15 protein-coding genes are annotated in these 19,619 nt (G+C 46.8%); 3 read left to right on the forward strand and 12 right to left on the reverse strand.

The window, feature by feature from the left end:
* Nucleotides 1-94 precede the first annotated feature (94 nt).
* Nucleotides 95-1,492 carry a hypothetical protein gene (locus tag QMA35_RS06765; RefSeq protein ID WP_281646379.1) on the forward strand — a complete coding sequence of 466 codons (1,398 nt, stop codon included), beginning with the start codon at nt 95-97 and terminating at the stop codon, nt 1,490-1,492.
* 18 nt (nt 1,493-1,510) lie between these two features.
* Here QMA35_RS06765 and QMA35_RS06770 read toward each other — a convergent pair whose 3' ends face one another.
* Nucleotides 1,511-1,858 carry a hypothetical protein gene (locus QMA35_RS06770; protein ID WP_281646380.1) on the reverse strand — a complete coding sequence of 116 codons (348 nt, stop codon included), beginning with the start codon at nt 1,856-1,858 and terminating at the stop codon, nt 1,511-1,513.
* 87 nt (nt 1,859-1,945) lie between these two features.
* On the opposite strand from QMA35_RS06770, the gene QMA35_RS06775 reads away from it, so the two are divergent.
* Nucleotides 1,946-2,179, forward strand: a complete 234-nt coding sequence (locus QMA35_RS06775) for a hypothetical protein (protein WP_281646381.1) — start codon at nt 1,946-1,948, stop codon at nt 2,177-2,179.
* Nucleotides 2,180-2,928: 749 nt separating this feature from the next.
* On the opposite strand, the gene fusA is transcribed toward QMA35_RS06775, so the two are convergent.
* The 6 genes from fusA to mrcB form a co-directional block, all read right to left on the reverse strand.
* Entirely contained in the window at nt 2,929-4,974 is a 2,046-nt protein-coding gene (gene fusA / locus QMA35_RS06780; RefSeq protein ID WP_281646382.1) for an elongation factor G, read from the reverse strand.
* Between the two features lie 177 nt (nt 4,975-5,151).
* On the reverse strand, nt 5,152-5,790 hold the full coding sequence (gene pdxH, locus QMA35_RS06785; RefSeq protein WP_281646383.1) for a pyridoxamine 5'-phosphate oxidase: 639 nt from the start codon (nt 5,788-5,790) through the stop codon (nt 5,152-5,154).
* A gap of 535 nt (nt 5,791-6,325) precedes the next feature.
* Nucleotides 6,326-8,797 (reverse strand): ExeM/NucH family extracellular endonuclease, encoded by a 2,472-nt coding sequence (locus tag QMA35_RS06790; RefSeq protein WP_281646384.1) that lies wholly within the window; start codon nt 8,795-8,797, stop codon nt 6,326-6,328.
* A 12-nt stretch (nt 8,798-8,809) separates the two neighbouring features.
* Nucleotides 8,810-11,371, reverse strand: coding sequence for an autotransporter outer membrane beta-barrel domain-containing protein (locus QMA35_RS06795; RefSeq protein ID WP_281646385.1), 2,562 nt, complete (start codon nt 11,369-11,371; stop codon nt 8,810-8,812).
* A 143-nt stretch (nt 11,372-11,514) separates the two neighbouring features.
* The gene (locus QMA35_RS06800; protein ID WP_281646386.1) at nt 11,515-12,546 is read right to left on the reverse strand and encodes a phospholipase A; all 1,032 of its coding nucleotides are present in this window, start codon (nt 12,544-12,546) and stop codon (nt 11,515-11,517) included.
* 84 nt (nt 12,547-12,630) lie between these two features.
* The gene (gene mrcB / locus QMA35_RS06805) at nt 12,631-14,859 is read right to left on the reverse strand and encodes a penicillin-binding protein 1B (RefSeq protein WP_281646387.1); all 2,229 of its coding nucleotides are present in this window, start codon (nt 14,857-14,859) and stop codon (nt 12,631-12,633) included.
* Nucleotides 14,860-15,128: 269 nt separating this feature from the next.
* On the opposite strand from mrcB, the gene QMA35_RS06810 reads away from it, so the two are divergent.
* A complete protein-coding gene (locus QMA35_RS06810) occupies nt 15,129-15,392 on the forward strand; it encodes a TfoX/Sxy family protein (RefSeq protein WP_281646388.1) in 264 nt (87 codons plus the stop codon).
* A 218-nt stretch (nt 15,393-15,610) separates the two neighbouring features.
* Here QMA35_RS06810 and QMA35_RS06815 read toward each other — a convergent pair whose 3' ends face one another.
* The 5 genes from QMA35_RS06815 to QMA35_RS06835 all read right to left on the reverse strand — a co-directional run bounded on the left by QMA35_RS06815 (nt 15,611) and on the right by QMA35_RS06835 (nt 19,545).
* Entirely contained in the window at nt 15,611-15,814 is a 204-nt protein-coding gene (locus QMA35_RS06815) for a hypothetical protein (RefSeq protein WP_281646389.1), read from the reverse strand.
* A gap of 186 nt (nt 15,815-16,000) precedes the next feature.
* On the reverse strand, nt 16,001-16,906 hold the full coding sequence (locus QMA35_RS06820; RefSeq protein ID WP_281646390.1) for a ChaN family lipoprotein: 906 nt from the start codon (nt 16,904-16,906) through the stop codon (nt 16,001-16,003).
* A 305-nt stretch (nt 16,907-17,211) separates the two neighbouring features.
* On the reverse strand, nt 17,212-17,994 hold the full coding sequence (locus QMA35_RS06825; RefSeq protein ID WP_281646391.1) for a heme ABC transporter ATP-binding protein: 783 nt from the start codon (nt 17,992-17,994) through the stop codon (nt 17,212-17,214).
* 14 nt (nt 17,995-18,008) lie between these two features.
* Nucleotides 18,009-19,061, reverse strand: coding sequence for an iron ABC transporter permease (locus QMA35_RS06830; RefSeq protein WP_281646392.1), 1,053 nt, complete (start codon nt 19,059-19,061; stop codon nt 18,009-18,011).
* Nucleotides 19,062-19,251: 190 nt separating this feature from the next.
* Nucleotides 19,252-19,545 (reverse strand): hypothetical protein, encoded by a 294-nt coding sequence (locus QMA35_RS06835; RefSeq protein WP_281646393.1) that lies wholly within the window; start codon nt 19,543-19,545, stop codon nt 19,252-19,254.
* Nucleotides 19,546-19,619: the final 74 nt, after the last annotated feature.

Raw genomic sequence — 19,619 nt, forward strand, 5'->3', positions numbered from 1 at the left:
AGCAGTACAACAAAAAAGATGTTTTACAGAAGATCATAGGGGCACCTCTGATACTTCAACTTCCTCCCCCGAGTCACCACCTAAGCGTGCTCGGATGGGATCGACATCTGTAGAAACCGTTGATGCCACTACGGGTATTTTTGACATTCCTCCAGAGCTGCAGGCACATGTGATGAGCTTTCTTCCCGTAAAAGATATATGTATTGCTGCCCGTACGGGTACTGTGTTGGCTAAAGCCACCGACCAGTATCATGTGGTAGAGAATGCAATGCCTTCATCAATGAAAGACAGTTTTCCTCTTTTCACTCTAACTAAGTACAAAGCGGACTTTCGTCCTTGGTTAAAAGCCTTTCCAGAAAGGCCAGAGGAAATTCTTGATTTTCTCACCGGTTATAATTTCTTTCCTGGTGCACTGTGCAGCACTGTTAACAGAGTTGTGGAAGATAGTGAACAACTTGAGTTAAAACCTCGGGGTTTTATTTTTTTGCCGGAGGTGAGCAATCGTATCTGTTCCAGCTTAAACGGAAAGTGCCTCATTCTTCTGTCAGAAAACAACACTGTGCGGGCGCTCTCTGTAGGAAGTGATTTCAAGTTGAATCGCCATGGGAGTGTTACTCCTGATAATTATCATCCTCATAAAGTTGATCTCAGCCCTAATGGGCAGTTTGTGGTGACAACATCATTTTCTGATGAGAAGCAGTTTGATATCTGGACTCGTGAAGATGAAGGCCAGTGGCAATGGAAGCAGTGCACATTCACCTGTAGAGGAAGCGATAGTAACGCTATAAAAATCAGCAATGTTTGTTTTGGTGCTGATAACAGAACACTGGTTGTCAGTTCTGAAGATGGCTATGTGAAGATTTTCACATTAAATGAAAGCGCTGAATGGAAAGAAACCTGCTCATTGTCACATCAGGACTCTCCTCGTTATGCCTGCCTTAGTCCTGATAACAAACGGTTGGCAATCTCTACTCTGAATGGTGTTGAATTCTGGAAATTAGATAATAAAACATGGGTGTCAGATCAGATCTTCCAAACAAGAAATACAACCAAAACCCTGCACTGGAGCCCTGATTGCCAGTATCTGGTGTCCCGATCCATTTCAGGGTTACCGCAAAAGTGGAAGTGGAACAGTGACAAACAAGCATTTGAAGATCAGGGTTTTGTTCAACTTGAATCCACTACACCTTCTATGAACAAGGGAATTCGGTTTAACCCGAGTGGTAAGCTACTTGTAGTATCGGACGGTAGTAAATTGGAACTACAAAGAAGAAGCCCATTGAAAAAAGATGACCAGTCCACAAAGGTTTCTAAGGAGCTGGGGAGTGAGATTACTGATGGATGTATTCTTCCAACAGGTAACCAACTGATTACCGCTTCTAAAGATAAGCAAGTGACTCTATGGGCCATAGAACCTAAAAGTGAAGCTGCTGTGGAAGCAAGTCCCCCCGTAGCTTCACTAGAGTTAAGAGTCAAAAGAAAACTGTTTTGATTTGCTCCCCTTTAAAAGCTACAGATGCCATCCAACATTGGTTCTTGGGATATTGCAGCTTTTTAAAACGGCGCTGTTAGTACGACAATTTGTACAGGTTAATCCGGCCAGGCTTGCTTCGAAATCAAGAATCCCGCAGTGCTCTGTATTCAGTGAAAACAAATTGATAGCTGATACCGGGCCATCAGGGTTTAATTTATCTCTTATTAACATGCCAGAAATGACTGCGCCACTGTTGTGGATAACATTCTTGACTTCAGGCGTACCAAGCTCATCAGCTTTGGCAGATACGCTGAGAGTGAGAATAACAAAAGATAACGCACTGAGCAGTGAACCGAAGCTTGCTGAGGTTTTATTTTCTTGCATTGCTGACTCCATTCCCAATGGTATGACAGTGATTCTGTTATCAGGCTGGCTTAAGAGTGTGTTGTAAGAATAGCTTCCTTAAGAAATATGTATAACCGCCCCCTAGGTTTTTACACTGTTACTTCTAAGGACTCTGAAAGTAACGTTACTGGCCCTAATGGTAACGCTTATAGTGACTTTTTATTGAATCGTTTTACTTACGAAGCGCTTAACTTTTTGTTAAATAACAATTTTTTATTTATGGCACAGCATGTGCTCTATCTGGATCAAGAGCAAGGGCATAACAATAAAAATAAAATGCCAGCTCCAGTAGCCCAATAATAAGAATAAAAACGGGCTGCAAATGGATCAGTTTGGTGGTTGATCTTCCTGAAAGGGAAGATGTGATAAACAACAAGGATGACCGCAATCAAAGGGAACAATAATCGCTGAATCACATAGCCGGTAAATTAATCTGTTTGTGAAAAACCTCAAAGCGCAGCTTGCTCAAGCTGCGCTTTTTTCTCTTAAGCTGAGTGATTTTTTCCTGTGCATATTTAAGGAAAAAACTGTGTTTCTCCACGAATAACTTGTGGATGAGCCCTGTTTTCCCCTGTCTGCTTTTCGAGAATATCCACTTCTTTGTGTTCATAACTTACCTGATGCCTTTCATGTCAGTGCTTTGAAGCAAATTGCTCATTGTTGGTAACTCTTTTTTTGCAAGTTTTCGAGAATTTTCCCAGAGTGCGTATTTCTCACGATTTGAAATTCTGAGCTGATTTTTACGAAAAATAACTGTCTGTTTTTTGAACAGATTGGCATTTTATAGCCTATCAGAGACTTATCTTACTGATTTGCACAGGCTGTAAACGCTTTAACACAGTCTATCCACGTGGTTGCCCACAGATTCTGTGAATAAAATTTAACCAGAGAGTTATCCACAGAATACTGTTTGTTTCCAGTAGACAATAAGTTAATAACAGGGGAATAGGTTGTTGATTGGCTATTGTGGACAAAAAAAGGCTCCCTCAGGGAGCCTTTTATGGAAGTGTGGATAACAGCGCTTTATAAAGGTAGCCGATCTTCCTGAATCACTCCTGATCTTCGTGCTTCCAGGCAGCAATAAGCTCCTTCTGAGTCACAGCTGAAACTGCTGCGTAATGACTGAGGCTGAACGAGTACTGGCCTTCTCCCCCAGTAAGAGCTTTCAGCCGATTACTGTAACTGCTGACACTGGACAGTGGCGCACTGGCCAGAATGGTGAATTCATTACCATTTCCCGCTTCAGTACCAGTGACCATTCCACGGGAACTGGCGAGGTCACCGGTTATATCGCCCATACATTGTTGTGGAGAGCGAATCTCCATGGAAACATGGGGTTCAAGAATAACTGGGCCTGCCTGCTTCACGGCTTCAATAAATGCCTTCTTGCCTGCGGTAGAAAAAGCGATTTCTTTGGAATCAACCGGGTGATGCTTGCCATCGTAAACAATGACCCGAACATCGTGCAGGGCGTAACCGGCAACGGCCCCTTGTTGGAGAACTTTGCGAACGCCTTTTTCTACAGCTGGAATAAATTGGCCGGGAATAACGCCACCAACGACTTCGTCCACGAATTCAAACCCAGCACCACGTTCCAAAGGTTCTATACGCAGGAAGACTTCACCAAACTGACCGGAGCCACTATTCTGTTTCTTGTGACGGTGATGGCCTTCAGCTTTTTTGGTAATGGTTTCACGATAAGCAATGCTGGGCTCGGATGTTGTCACTTCCATATTGTAAACCGCAGTCATCTCGTTCATCACTGCTTTCAAATGAAGCTCGCCCAGACCAAGAAGAACAGTTTCGTTTTGACGTTCACGGAATTCGATGCGAAGTCCGGGATCCTCTGCTGCGATACGCTGAAGAACATCAGACATTTTCTGTTCATCACCCTGATGAGCCGGAGCAACGGCAATGCTGGCCATGGGAGTTGGGAAGCTCAGGGGCCGAAGATGGAAATTATCTTCTTCATGGGAATCATGCAGGACTGCATCGTAGAACAGTGAATCAGCCTTAGCGATAGCACAAATATCACCGGGGCCAGCTTCTTCAATGGATATATGTTCACTGCCCTGAAGTTTGACTAAATGGGTAATGCGCAGAGGCTTTCGGCCATCACCAACGAAAAGCTGGCTACCATTGCGAATCAGACCTTGGTGAATTCTGAAAATGCCCAGTTTGCCCATGAAAGGATCCATGGTCAGTTTAAATACATGGGCAACAACATGATCATCAGGAACAGGGCGAATTGAAACTTCTTCTGCCTCTTCTCCTTCTCCTTTCATAAAGAGTGGAGGATTACCTTCAAGAGGTGTTGGCATAAGTTCCGAAATAACCCGCAGAAGCAGATCGATTCCAGCGCCGGTTTCAGCTGAGGTAAAGCAAACGGGCACTAAATGATTCTGGCAAAGAGCAATTTCAAAAGGTTCATGCAGCTGCTCAACACTGATGCTTTCACCTTGTTCGAGGTAAAGCTCCATCAATTCATCATCAACCTCTACAACCTGATCAACCAGATTGCTGTGAGCCTCTTCAATAGATGAGAAGGATGTATCAATTGTTTCGTCAGGATTGAAATAACAATCCGTTACCAGCCCGGCTTCTGTGGGAAGGTTAACGGGCAGGCATTCTTCCCCCAAAGACTCCTGAACATCCAAAAGAACGGATTCAAGATCATCCGCTTCATCTATGTGGTTGATAATGACTAACCCACACTTATGACGCTCTTTCAATTTTTCCCAGGCTTGCCGGGCAACAGGTTCTACACCATTTTTTGCGTTAATAACCAGAGCTACTGTTTCTACCGCAGGTAAGGCTGCCATAGCTCTACCAAAAAGATCTGGGTATCCGGGGGTGTCTAGCAGGTTAATACAGCAGGTTGAATTGGGAATATAAATCAGGGAGGTTTCGAGGGAGTGTCCAGCTTGTTTTTCCAGGTTTGAGTAATCTGAAACTGTGTTGCGCCCTTGTATTGTCCCGGGCGCTGATGTACTGCCGTTGTCGTGAAGCAAAGCCTCGCAAAGTGTGGTTTTACCACTACCAGCATGACCAAGCAGAGCAATATTACGAATCTGGTCGCTTGTATAGCCGGCCATCACCTTCCCTCCTGTTCGAGTGAATTATGTGAGTTGTGACGGATAACGCTGATAATTCGGAAATTACTATGTTCAGTATATGGAGGGCGTAATGTGGAAAACTTGTTCCCGGTCAAAGGAATCGAAAATCAAGGAAAGTACGCCTTCACAAATGAAGGCGTAATAAGAAGAAGGTAATTAAGGGGCGAGTCGCTCGATGTTCCAATCATTATTATCTGCTTTTTGGTAGCAGAAACGATCGTGTAATCGGCTTGGGCGACCCTGCCAGAATTCAATCTGTTCTGGTTTCACTCTATAACCACCCCAGAAAGAAGGAACGGGCACTTCTCCCTGTTGAAACTTGCGTTTCATCTCATCCATTTTTAATTCCAGTATTTTACGTCCCGTAATCACGCTACTCTGATGAGAAACCCAGGCACCGAGCTGGCTACCGTGGGGGCGACTAAGGAAATATTTCATGGTTTCGGCCTTGCCGATTTTTTCGGCCTGACCGCGAATCACAATCTGTCGCTCAAGCCCCAGCCAGAGAAACATTAAAGCAACGTTGGGGTTGCTCTCAATATGCTGGGCTTTGTTACTGGTGTAGTTGGTGAAGAAAACAAAACCTTTGTCGTCGTAGTATTTCAGCAGAACGGTACGAAGACTTGGTTGCCCATCGGCGGATACCGTGGCCAGACTCATGGCATTGGGTTCTGCAATCTGCATGGTTTGAGCCTGCTCAAACCACTTGGTAAATTGCAGCGTAGGGGTAGGAGCAAGAGAATCTGAGTTTAACCCATCTCGGGTGTACTCTTCACGCAGGGCGCTAAGGTCCATAGCAATGGTATCCAGTCCAACTTCTGATTCCCTGATGATGGCACTGTTACCGCTTTTTATAAAGAACAGTACAGGCTGATGTTACCGGGTGTTACCTGGGGTGGGGGAGTGTTACCTGAAATGGGATGTTTCCTGTAACTGCACAGGGTTTTAGGAAAGCACTAAAATACAGGATTGTTTATAACCATCTGATTTTAAACAATTTATAGAAGTTGGCCTGCTACCTGCTATTACTCAATTACAATAAAAATAATAAGTGTGACTAATAATAAAAATAATAAAGTCAGTTCTTTCCGAAAAATAAAAATAATAACGGCATGCGAACGGATTGTTTTGGAAGATGCTTTTTTGTGGCTAACCGGAAGCAGCAACCGTGTGTTTTAAGAGAGGCCGTTTAAACGGTTCAGAAAACACAGGAAGCAGGGAGGCAGGCAAGCCATTAACCGCACATCTTATAAAGCAATCCGCTTGAGAGAACCTTAAAACGGAGCCGATTGGCTCCGTTTTTTTATGGCTGGATTTGCTCAGCTTTACATCACAACTCCACATCTATAAGAACTGGATCGTGGTCACTGCAGCTGAATGGCCCTGGTGATTTAGGCAATGTTCCAGAGTATTTCGAGCTGTATTCAAATAGTGAGTTTTCCAGAGAATTGATATGCCAGTCGATCACATTTTTGGTTTTGGCTGCCAAAGAGGGGCTGCCCAATGCATGATCCAGACTGCCTAGCTCACCATCGTAAACATAGCTGTAGGCTTTATCTCCATGAAGTTTGCGGGGTAGCGAAACATACTTGTAGCCCTGAGTTATGGTATCGCCAGGGTTGGGAAAAGTCTCCCCTGCTGCAGGTGCTGGGAATGTAGCAGCAGAAGATGTTTTTACGGTACCTTCTACTTTGTCTGCTTCAAGAATGTAAACAGGGTCTTCCATGCCATAAGCATTGTAATCACCAAGAAGTATGACATCTTCATCGCCATAAGTTGCCTTGATATGCTCACCGAGCCTAACAGCGGCCGAAACCCTCAAATTGTTACAGCACCCCTGAACGCCAACATCATCTTCATCTGCAGGATCATCCTTACAACCACTGCAGCGCTTGGATTTAAAGTGATTCACGACGGCAGTTATACATTTCGCAGCGTTATTTTTCATACAGAACTTCTGCACGATAGAGTCTCGCTGACCAATAGTTTTTCCATCCTTCGTTTCCTTAGGCATTTCCAGAACGGTCAGGTCTCCAGAAGGAGTAAAAACAGATGGGCGATAAATCAGCCCAACAGAGATGGCGTCTGTACCAACCTGTGTACCGGTTGATGGGAAAACAAAAGCGAAGTGCTTACTGGAATCCTCTTCTTCATAGTTCAGGCTGGTCACAAGATTGCCAAGCGCGGACTGAACCTCTTTGCTATTGTTTCCAACTTCGAGCAAGCCAATGAGGTCAGAGTCCATCCTGCGGATTGCCAGAACTGTTTTACGCCGTTGCAGGGCAAAATCATTGGAGGTGTCCGCTCCTCTGCTGTTCATGCCAGAAGGCAGAGAAGGTGCCCCCTCTACAACATCGTTAGTGAAAAAATTAAGAAGATTCAGGCCTGCTATTCGTGTTAATCCTGGTGCTCGGGGGGCTGGGGCGTCGATTCTTACGAACTCTTCATCCGTAGAGGGAACAACTTGATCATCCGACCACGGGGCTGTCGGGTAAAAGTAATAGTCACCATACCCATACCCTACAACAACAGGAATATCCTTAACCTGAGTACCAACTCTCAGGGGATGTTTGTAAGGATCGAATTGAGGGTAATATTCAATTTCCCCATTGGTTTGACTGAAGGCAGATTTCAAGACAATACGATTGTTCTGGTTTTGCGTGACCAGGTTGGAGCACTCTGTGGTACCAGGACGATAGATTTGCGAAGGCTTGTACTGAACGTTTTTAGAGAGGAATAAATCGTTCTTACGGCTGTCATAGTTATAGCTATAGGATTTACTGATTGTGCCGGAGAACTTCACCTTCATCCCCTCATAAGGTTCCATACTGCCGGTACCGGACTGCCATTTTTGAAGAACTATATCCGCAGGAAGAGTTCTCTCTTTTATGGCAAGGTTGTGTGAACCGGCAGCCTTGCAGACCTTACCGTTTTCCAGCTCCTGAACCCGTGTTTCGTTGTAGGCCTCAGCAATTTTTCCCCGGATTCTCACCAGATCATTGACTGCAATACTGGCAACCGTACCATTAACAAAAATGCCTTCCGATGTTGCTTCGTTGCCATCTTCCCGGTCAGCTGGCTCCTGAATAAAGAAACCGTTATCGGCAACCAGTGTGACGAGACCTTCCAGCGTTACGATAGTTCCGACCTCAGGGCTTGCTGACCCTGTGCCTTGAACTGTGTGAATCGCAGTCAGAGTGCTACTGGAGCAATCAACAGGGGAAATAGAGTCTATAGGATTGAAGCTGCCGAACTGGCTGAGCAAATCTGCAGGAGGAGGCGATGTGGTGATTTCTATGGATTCCCATTCAGCAGGATCATAGGTTGTGCTGGGTTGAGGTTGTCTGCGGCGTAACAAGCGGTTTTTGGCAAAGTGGGTACCGCCGGTTGTGCCAACCATGTCGATTAAAGTTTCTCCTTTAAGGATTTGAATCGGATCATTGCCGTTAAAGTAGGTAAGTTTGGTTTCCGTTATATTGGCCTTGTCTTTTACTTCCTGCTTTGCACTGTTGTGAACAAACACCAGTGCCGCTTTGGGGGCAAGCGTTCTCAGGCTTGCATCAACATCATTCCAGTTGAGAATGCCACTTGTTGAGCTGCAGTTACCGTTATAGCAACGCTTGAGGGTGTACTGGGTCAGGTCCAGAGATTCAGTACCTGTGTTATAAACTTCCAGTGCTTTGTCATAGCTTCTCCCTTCCAGGTATTCACTGATGATCAATTCAGCTTGTACTTGGCAGGCGAAAGCGAAAAGCAGGAAAACAGATGCGCGATATCTGGCGCAGTTGAGAATGGTTTTCATGATCTGCACCTCTTAAAACTCATAACGAATCCGGCCAATAAAACCGACATCGGTAAAACCATCCCGCCAGATTCCGGTAACATCAGCGGTGTAGGTTAGATTGTTGTGCAGGTAATCAAGTCCGACCTGGCCAGTCAGGGTAAAGCGTCCTTTATCGGGTGCTTTCACCTTGATAGTTGGGCTGGTACCGATGGTGTATCGGGTATCAAGCTTGTCATCTTTCAAGTCATACCAGCCCATAACACTGGCGTGGGGTTGTATATGGTTTGGCAGAACTTGCGAGACATACTCAACACCAGCTCCCAGTTCAAAGGCGGTAGCGTCAGCATCTTTGATTCTTTCGTCCAGATATGGACCTTTAAACTTGTAGCTTTCGGTATCGGCGTAGGTCACATTGATACCTCCTACAACTGCCAGTGGAACAGTGTCGCAAAGCAGTTCAGCGTTTTTCAGCAATACCTGAATGTTAAGCAGGCTCGAATCGTATTTGGCTTTGTGCTTGACACTGTTTACGTAACGACTGGACTCACTGTTGGCATAGCCATAACTGAACTGACCTCTTAGCTCGCCGTACTCTGTAAACATATTGCGATAGAACGTGAGCATGTGCAGGTCAGAATTCAGCCTGTTTCTGCTCTTCTTGTATTTAACTTCGGAGTCTACAGCGGTAAAGGCGATTCCAATCGTTTCATCGGAGTCTCGCAGGCGTGTATCAAAGCCGACAGTAATTCCTTTTTGATCGCCATCGTAACCAAGGTCATCTTTGTTTTTATCCTGATCACTGTCGTCTGCATGAAGTTGTGCCCAGAAACCTTGGACAGTGTCTGCTCCATCACCCGTGCTTACACCAGTAGATGACAGTCGTGTGTTAACACGGGTGGCAACATTCTGGGCACTGTTCTGCAGCGTTGCAGAGCTTGTTTGTGTTGCCGGGGTTAACTCACGGGACAATACCTCAATAGTTGATGGGTTGTTCCCCGCCTTCATAACCAGTTCCTGCATTGCTGATGGAGCGTATTTGACAGAGTTCATCACGGCAGCGCTCTGGTTTCTGGAAATCCTGTACTTCCTGAATTGCTGGTCAAGCTCCTGATCTGATTTCAGGGAGAAAATTGCTGCATATTGGTTTGATGCAGGCGTGGAGGTTGAGGTGTTCACCATCATATTGTTGCTGGTGAGCATTGCCGGTTCGCCACTGAATGTACCGGCGGTGAACAGTGTATAGGGTGTATCCAGCTTTGGATTTGGAACAGAGAGTGCTACTTCGCTTGTTGCTCCAAGGGTAAGGTTTCCCGTGGTTGTTACATAAGGCGACGATGGAGATGAGGTCGTGTCCAAATTTAGCCCGATCTTGCCATCAACTGATAGTGTGTTTGCTGATAGTGGCTGAGTGAGATGAAGTTCTGCACCGTTGCTGACAGAGACACTGTCAATATTCGCTAAACGGCCACGAACAGTACCACCATCAATTTCTACTACCGCCCTGTTCTCGGTATTACCAAGAATTCCTCCGAGTGTTGAGCCTTTTTCCTGCCTGTAAGTGAGAACATTTGTCGCTTGTGAGAAGTCGACAGCAATTGCCGATGGCGTTAATGCTGTTATTGTTCCCTGATTCACTAGTTTTGCTGTGATATCACCAGCACCAGAAATTGCTGTTTTGCCTCCTTCCACTGTTCCCTTAATGATTATTTGTCCATCGAACCTGGCATAGCTTGTACCATCGACGGCTTTGCCGAGCCGTATGCCTGTATCCTGACCGGTAACGCGACTGTTTTCCCCAAGTTCAATGCTTAACTTCCCGGCCGGGTCTGAAGACGTCAGTTCACCATGAACCAAAGCTATACCGGTTTTACTGCCTGAAACCGTGCCATCGATAACTATCGTGCTGAACTGATATTTGGGCAGCGCTGAAGCGATATTGATATTGGCTGGTGAACCAAAGCGGATCGCACCATCAAAAAGATCTGTTGCTGAGACAGTGCTGTTCTTACGGATTGTGAGAGTGTGGCTGCCAGGAGCATCGTTTTTTAATAAATCTGGTGTTGAGGTGTAGAGAATGGCTCCACCCTGCTGACCTATAATCTTTCCGTCTGTGCTGAGAGTGCCAGAGGCGCTCCCATCAATACTGATAGCTGGCAGAAACTCGGATTGGGTCTGGACTTTACCGTCAACAGCCAGGAGATATGTTGCCTTTGCTGACACTTTTGCGGCATCTCCAAACTCTGACGACAGCGTACCAAGTACATTCGCAGTACCTGCGGATGAGTCTGGCTCTAGATGTAGAGCTGTATATTCAGCATCAACTGTTCCACCTTCTTTTATATTAAGGTTAAAGGAGGGGTTCTTGCCGGTTATTAGGAAGGCTTCGTTTCTGGTCTTTGCACTGACTGAGCTAGTGACATCTACCGTTCCTGATGTGCCAGCCGGAACAGTATAAAGAGGACCTTTTCCTGACTTGGGGGAAGTAATGGAACAACTGCCGTTTATAGTACCCTGGCATTCTTCAGCCAGTGCACCTGATGCCTGAATGGCAGCGCAGAGCGGCAACATGCAGGACACAAATGATCTGTTCATTGGGGCTACTGCAGCTTATTGCTAGGAAAAACAGCAGAAAGAATAGTCATAACTCGAAGGGGTGCAGGTGAAAAAGAGGAAACCTGCTGCTAGCTGACGATGCTTATACCAGCAGGTTATCTATAAGTCTGTGGTTATATAATTTACAGCCAGTCAGTCAGCATTACCCCAAGACTGAACCGGCTGACACTGGCGTTATAGTCAATCAGGCTTTCACCATAACCGTTAAAGTACTGCACATAACCTCGCAGCTTGGTCTTGCTACTTAAGGGGAAAGACCAGCCCAGTTGCACAGCGCCTTTATTGTCTGAACGAAGATTGTTACGCAGCATCATGCTGATGTTGTGCTCGCCAAGCTTGTAGAACATGCTGGCTTCACCATATCCCAGATATTTAGTGATATCCGGGTTGTCGTCACCATCTGGATCGGTTGGCGATTTCTTTTTATCTTCCGGAATGCGCCACCAGGGTTTCAGGTGCAGGTAGAAATTGTCTTTCTCCAGCAGTATCGAAGCAAAAACACGGTTCCAGCTTCGTGATAATTCATCACCACGACCATTGGACTGGTGGTTCAACCCCAGCTGTAGATTACGAACTTTCATGCCAAGCAGGTCGTAATCCGTTGCCATAGTGTAAAAGATTTCCGGCTCATGGTTAGTCTCACGAAACGGGCTGGAAACATCTTTGTTATAGGCCTGCCACCATGACTGGTTGGTGTAGGCAACATAGATATCACCCTTGTCTGAAAAAACACCTTTAGCAACAGCTGTTTTTAAACTGAGCTGAAATTTAACTTCCATTTTGTCATAACTGGAGGTTCGGGTTGCGAAAGGCTTCCAGTTCGGCTGGTCGTTGTAAGACAGAGGCAGTACATAGTTTTGCCGGTGCGGGGAAATGACAAACAGTTCGTCCCGGGTTTTGCTTTCAATGGCTACCCGGTTTTCAAATGGGGTTGATTCTTCTATTTCTTCAGTTTGCGAGACAAGTGCGGAATCAGAGCTTTGAGTGGCAGAACAAATAGATTTTATTGTGGCCACAGTTGTATCGGGAGCCACTTGTTCCAACTGTTTCAGGAGACAATTTTGATAGCTGTCTGCGAATGAACTCTCAACAGGCAGGAGTGTCAGGCCGCCAAAAGCAAATATGAAATACGGGGTGGCTTTGCTGGTAGTCATTGGTGTTTATTTTTTATTGTTAATGTTTCGATTATCGCAGTCTTTAATCGTATGAATCCAATTATTCAGCCAACTCTTAAGTGTTTAATCCCACAAACTCTTGAACCAGTCTACAGCACCTTTGACTGGTGATTTAACAGCACAGGGCGCACTTTCAAGAGGTTGAGAACCCTTAATGAACGGCAATGAAATGTCGTCACTGCACTCTTCGCCACCCAGCAGACCAGTTGTTCGATCAATACTGTAGAAAGACACGTTGGGTGATACAGGTGGAGTCAAAGACTGTAATGGACGTTTATTCATAAAGTCGGTCCATACCCGCAATGCCCCGCTGCTTCCGCTGTATTTGGTTGGGCCATTATCATCCCTTCCCATCCATACAACGGCTAACGTATCGCCAGAATAACCTGAAAACCAACTGTCTCGGCGGTCATCAGTTGTTCCGGTTTTGCCAGCGACTCTGAGAGAGGAGCGCAGCACACGGTAAGCACTTCTTCCCGTTCCTTCACGCATGGTTCTTTGCAGGGCGAAGTTGATCAGTTCTACCTGGGCTTTGGGAAACGCTTCTTCAACGGAAAGGCTGTACTGGCTTAATGGCTGTCCATAAGCATCCATAACTGCATCAATTGAGCGTAATGGAAGGCGATAACCTCCGGATGCCAGAGTCTGATACATAGCGGCAACTTCTACCGGGCTTAAATCCAGTGAGCCCAACAACAGTGAGGGGTAGGGTTGAATGGAGCGGCTGAGCCCCATGGTTTCTAACGTATCAATAACCCCAGGTAGTCCGACATCCAGCCCCAGTCGAGCAGTGGCCTGGTTATAAGATTTGGCCAGAGCCAGATAGAGTGGCACATCACCGTGGGAGCGCCTGTCATAGTTCTTGGGTGTCCACTCCCGGCCATTTTTCTCAGTCAGGGTAATCGGCTCATCTTTGATGGGAGTGGCGAGAGTATAACGAGAGGGTTTTGAGAGTGCTGCCAGATATACAGCAGGTTTTATTAACGACCCTATTGGGCGGCTGGCATCAAGGGCACGGTTAAAGCCAGCAAACCCTGCATCCCGGCCGCCAACAATGGCCTGCACTTCACCGGTACGGGAAGATGTAACAACCATTGCTGCTTCTAGCTCACCGTTTTTATCATCCAGAACGCGAGTCAGCTTCTCAACACTTTCCTGAGCTTGCTGCTGAATAATCGAATCCATGTTAGTGAAGATGCGCAGACCTTCACTGGTCAGGTCTGCATTTTTGTAATCCTGTCGTAGCTGACGTTTCACCAGATCTATATAGGCCGGGAAAGCATTGGCCTGCAGACGATCTTTGGAAACTACGCCTAAAGAGCGCCGTTTCGCACGTGCAACTTCTGATGCAGACGCTATTCCATGTTCTTCGAACATATCCAGCACCAGATTGCGACGCGCTTTTGCGCGCTCTGGGTAACGCCGTGGGTTGTAGTAGGAAGGGCCTTTTACGATGGCGACTAATAAAGCCTGTTTGGAAAGGTCCAGTTCACTGAGAGGGCGAGCGAAATAAAACTGGCTGGCGAGAGCGAAACCATGGACAGAACGCTGTCCCTGTTGACCCAGATACACCTCGTTCAGATAGGTCTCAAGAATCTGGTTTTTGCTGTAATGGAATTCCAGCAACAAAGACATAAAGGCTTCTTCGACCTTACGGGTGAATGTGCGCTGGTTGGAGAGATAGAAATTTTTCACCAGCTGCTGGGTCAGGGTGCTTCCGCCCTGAATAATGCCACCAGCCTTAATATTGGTAACCATGGCCCGGGCAATCCCTTTGGGAGAAACGCCCCAGTGTTCATAGAAGTCTCTATCTTCAACGGTGACCAGACCTTTGGTGAGTGCTGCGGGCACTTCTGCCAGACGCACCAGAATCCGGTCTTCATAACTGGCGGGATAAATGCCGCCCATAACTTGAGGGTCAAGGCGAAGCACAGGAATCTGCTGGCCACCCAGATTTGTCAGACTGGCAAGAGTATTGCCTGAAATCGAAATACGAACTGTCTGGGCATCCTGAGGGCCATCAGGAAACAAGAATCCACGAACATGCACCTCGAAGGTGTTTCCGGCACGGGAGAAGGTTCCCGGGCGACTGATTCTTTCTACCGGTTGGTAACCTTGCCGCTGCAATTGAGCTTGGAGAGTTTCTGCCCGGATAGTTAGCCCGCTATAAAGTTCTACCGGGCGCGCGTAAACTTTGGCTGGAATAGCCCACTTTTTTCCATCAAAGGTTTGGGTGATAACGCCGTCGAGATAGACCAGCCATGCAGCCAGTATTACAAATCCGCATAGCATGAATTTACAAATCAAGCTCCACGAAGGAAGCCAGCGTTTGATGCCGGTTTGACTCTTTTTCGCCTTTCTGGATTTGCGCTTAGGAGAGGTCGATTTTCTAGTAGAAGGTCGTTTTGCCATTGCCGGATTATATGTATCCCTGTTGCGCTCTGGAACAACTCATGTCAATTCAGCCAGCTCTTTATATTCATCGTCTTATATTCTTCGTCTATCATTACAGTAATAATAATGACTAACTGTTCTATCTGTATGCAAAAGGATTTGCCTTGATGGAGCTGATCGAGATGAAGAACCTCGGCAAGACTTCAGTTCAGTGGTTGAATGCCGTGGGTATTCACAGCCCCGAACAATTAAAAGCTGCTGGAGCCGCAGAAGCCTATCGTAAGGTGAAAGCGCGCGGCTTCAGAGTATCCAAAGTTCTGCTCTATGCATTGGAGGGTGCTTTGCTGGATGCCCACTGGAGTGAGCTCAGCCAGGAACACAAAAATCGCCTGCTGCAAGCCGTCGAAGGACCTTCAGTACCTCCAATGTGAAATTTTTTAAATAATTTTCAGAAATATTTGCGAATGCAAATGAGAATGATTACTATTCTTTGCAGCTGATTGACTATCAGCTGCTGATATTTACCGGCGATGGTACCCAAGGCCAAAGCAGGAAAATATCTCCTCATCAGGCAATTCACGGCATTCTCCCCGGTCTCCACCGGGGATTTTTTTGTTCTGATGTTTTTGTTCTGAGTTTGTTGGAAGAGTTACTGAAACATCGCCCACCAGATAACCAGCACGACCAGCCCTGGTACAAAGAAGCCGACAAGAGCTCCTGACTCCCTGTCTCCCCCACGTTGCTCAGTCACTTCACCTAACCACCAGGTAAGCCCGAGCCAAGCCACAACAGCTGCAAAGATTCCAACCCACTGTAACAGTGATAATTCAGAAAAAAGTGCCAGCAAGTCCATAGAACCCTACTCCTCCCCATCATTCGAATATTTCTGTGGGATACCAAAAAGCCCCTCCAAGTATGGCAAACAGATGCCATATCGCTGGAAGTTCGACTAAAAGAGCGGAAAAGGGTTCAACAGCTCGAAGTGAAGCGCGGATTCTGCCGAGAAAATGTCAGCAGAATCCGGAGGGCAAAGGAGGTTTCAGGGCTTTTTCAGTTGCCTGTTTTTGAACATTTCACAGTAATCCGGGCGGGGAATGCCCTCAGTTTCCCAGACAATGTCATACTCTTTTTCCAGAGCCAGATAGTTATCCACGGGGCGTTCAATCATACCCAGAGATTGGATGCGCGCATCAGGTTTAGAAGCCCGAAGGTATTTGGGAACGCCAATGTCTTTACGGGCATGCCAGCTACCGGCGAGCAGTACAGAGCCACTTTTTACCGAAAGCATGCTGGCAGCCATGCGGGCATCTCTTGCGACCTGTACCCGCAACATGGACTCCTGCCTTGTTCTGTCTATATAACCACAGTGGGACTCTTTGAACTGATCTTTGTGGATTTTCAGTCCTGCGCTTCCCAAAATCTCTGTTCCCACTCGCTGAGGCTGCTGACGAATGATTTCCAGTTCGCTTTTATTGAGATTTGCGGCTTTGATAGGAATGTCTTCCGAGATCGCCCAAGTAATGATTGGGCCGTATAGTTGCCAGTCCCAGCCTTTCTCCCACTCCAAAACTTGCTCAAGACCATAAAAGTCTGTGATCTTGCGGCGAACGACCATATTTACATCGTGCTGCTGAGATGTGGTTAGCATTTCCATAGATATCTGCTTCAGCCAGCCGCGAGTATGAAGTTCTTTCAGAATATCAAGCTGAAGATCGTGATGTTCTGGATTGTCGTGTTTTTCGCCAAGAATGATGTAATCATTTTGGGCGAGTTTGCCAACCAATTCTTCAAGATGCTCTTCATATGTACCAGGCTGGTTAACGGTATTGTATAGCGGCATCGGTTTTGCCGGTTGCAGAAGTCGTTCCAGCATTTTCTGCGAACAGCCTGCTAGTGCAAACAAAAAAAAGGCGCTGACAATTACGCCGGATTTCCGAGTAATCATTAAATGGCTCCTGCCATGAAATTTTTCCATGAGGGGGCATTCTCAATTAAGCATCACCCCAGTGATTTAGAGAGTCCTCAGGCGTTAGAAAGGCTTGTGAAAATTGTAGTTACTCTACATGAGCAAGCCTGACGCCGCGAGTGAGGACTCTATAAACCACATTCCCGAGGGCTCCCATGACTGCGTTGCAGCACCTCGAAAGGCAACAAGCATTTCTTCGGTGCTGCGCTTTACACTGAGAACCCTCGAAAATGCTGAGTTCGATTCTTGATTGAGAATGCCCCCTCCATCAGTGTAGGCCGCTCTCAGGCTGCCACCACAAGGGGATAACCGTTGACCGGGTGGGGAATGATGCAGACATCAATGTCGAGGAGTTGTTTCAATAACTCTGGTGTCAGAACTTCATGGGAAGTTCCTTCTGCCCGAACCTTGCCTTCGCACAGCATTACCAGTCTGTCTGCATATTGGCTGGCCAGGTTCAAGTCATGAAGAATGACAACAACAGCGACATTGTTACGAGCAAACTCTTTAGCGATACGAAGAGTCTGGTGTTGATGGGCAGGGTCGAGAGCGGATGTTGGTTCATCAAGTAACAACAATCTTGGGCCAGGCCCAGATTCATCCCAGATCTGGGCCAGAACACGAGCCAAATGAACTCTCTGCTTTTCACCGCCAGATAAGGTGGTGTAGTCGCGCTCTTTCAAATGTGTGGCATCAACAAGTTCAAGAGCTTTTTCTACAACTTTGGCATTTTCTTCCCGGCTGGAACGGCAGGGAGATCGACCCAACAAAACAACTTCACTTACAGAAAAAGGGAAATTAAGAGAGGACGACTGGGGAAGAATACCCAGCATCAACGCCCGTTCGCCTAAATCCCAGCTGTTGACGGGTTTGTCATTGAATATCACCTGCCCGTCATCGGCCGACATTCCATCGGTAACTACCTTGAACAGAGTTGATTTACCAGCGCCGTTCGGGCCAAGCAGGGCAACAACTTCACCGGGTTTTGCTGTGAAGGAAACGTTATCCAGCAGCAGGTGTTCACCACGGCGAACGGACACACCCTGCACATCAAGACTGATACTCACATTAGGCTCCATGTTTAACCAATCCTGTTTCTTTGTTGCCAAAGCAGCGACATAAAGAACGGCGCTCCGAGAAGGGCTGTCACAATACCAATAGGCAGTTCTGCAGGGCTGATAACGACACGGGCAATGACATCAGCAAACAAGAGGAGAGAGGCTCCCAGTAAAGCGGATGCCGGTAACAGGTAGCGGTGATCCGGGCCAATAGACATACGCACCAGATGAGGAACAACCAGACCAACAAAACCAATCATGCCGGATACTGAAACCGAAACACCAACACCCAGTGCAGTCAGGATAATCAGCCGACTTTTTAGGTTTTGAATATTGTGACCAAGGTGGCGGGCTTCTGATTCACCCAGCAGCAGAGCATTTAGCCCTTTAGCCTGGCTCACCATAATAATCTGGATGCCCAGTAATACAGGGACAATAAACGTTAATTGTTCCCAGGTTGCACCACTCAGGCTGCCCATTTGCCAGAAAGTCAGATTGCGTAGCATTGTGTCGTCGGCAACATAATTCAGAATACCCATGCCCGCGCCACTCAGAGCACCAATAGCAATACCGGCCAGCAGCATGGTGGCAACAGAGGAACCGTTTGATGTTGTGCCAATTTTGTACACCAGCAAAGTGGCACCGAAACCACCAAGAAAAGCCAGAAAAGGAACGGTGTAAACCTGCAGGACAGAAGTCAGTGCCGCAGGCAAAAGACCAATCAGAACGATACCCACACCGGCGCCAAGAGCCGCGCCACTGGAAACGCCAATAATACTTGGGTCGGCCAAGGGGTTACGGAATAGCCCCTGCATCGCACCACCACAAATGGCAAGGGTGCTGCCAACAACGGCACCAAGAATTGTTCGAGGTAAGCGAATGACCTCAACGACCATCCAGGCTTGCCCTTGCTCAGCGGCATTGGGAACGTCTAATCCCAGCCAGTTTTTCAATAACCCGATAAAATTCTCAAGAGAAACCGGTACCGCACCAGTCATGATTGATAATCCGATAATCAAAGGCAATAACACCGCTAACCCTGCGGTAAAAAACCTTGCCCTGCCTTCTCTGTCCATTAGTTTGTCGCTACTGTTTTGAGGTTTTCCGGTTGGTATAGTTGAGTGGCAAGCTTTAATGCGGCTTCACCGACTCTGGGGCCAAGGCCGCCCATGAGGATACTATCATCAACGGTCAGAATACGTACCTGCAGGTTTTCAACTTTGGCCCGCCAGGAAGAACAGTAACGCGCACACCGGCCTTTTTCATTTAATCAAGAACAATGGGCGACCCCATCTCTTCTGTACCGATGATGTGATTCAGGTTCAAAGAGAGCAGACCTTCGGAAGACAGACTTCTGTGATATCCCAGTTTTGGCAATGCATTTGCTGGTGCAGGAACACGGCTGGCCGCATCTGTTGCGATAACGGTATTGCCTTGCCCCAGAGCGTATACAATTTCTGTTACACCGGGGCCGATGGTCACCAGCCGATTATTGTCGGCTGTATTTTCAGAAAAACTGGCGGCAGGCGTCAGCAGTAAAGTTGCGAATAATAATCTCAATACTTCGGACAGTTTTTCATAACCGCTTGACCATGAGAGAAATCAGCGAAAATAGAGGAATCTAACGCTCTGTT

Origin of the sequence: Parendozoicomonas sp. Alg238-R29 (genome assembly GCF_947331445.1) — a bacterium.
Taxonomy (GTDB): domain Bacteria; phylum Pseudomonadota; class Gammaproteobacteria; order Pseudomonadales; family Endozoicomonadaceae; genus Sansalvadorimonas.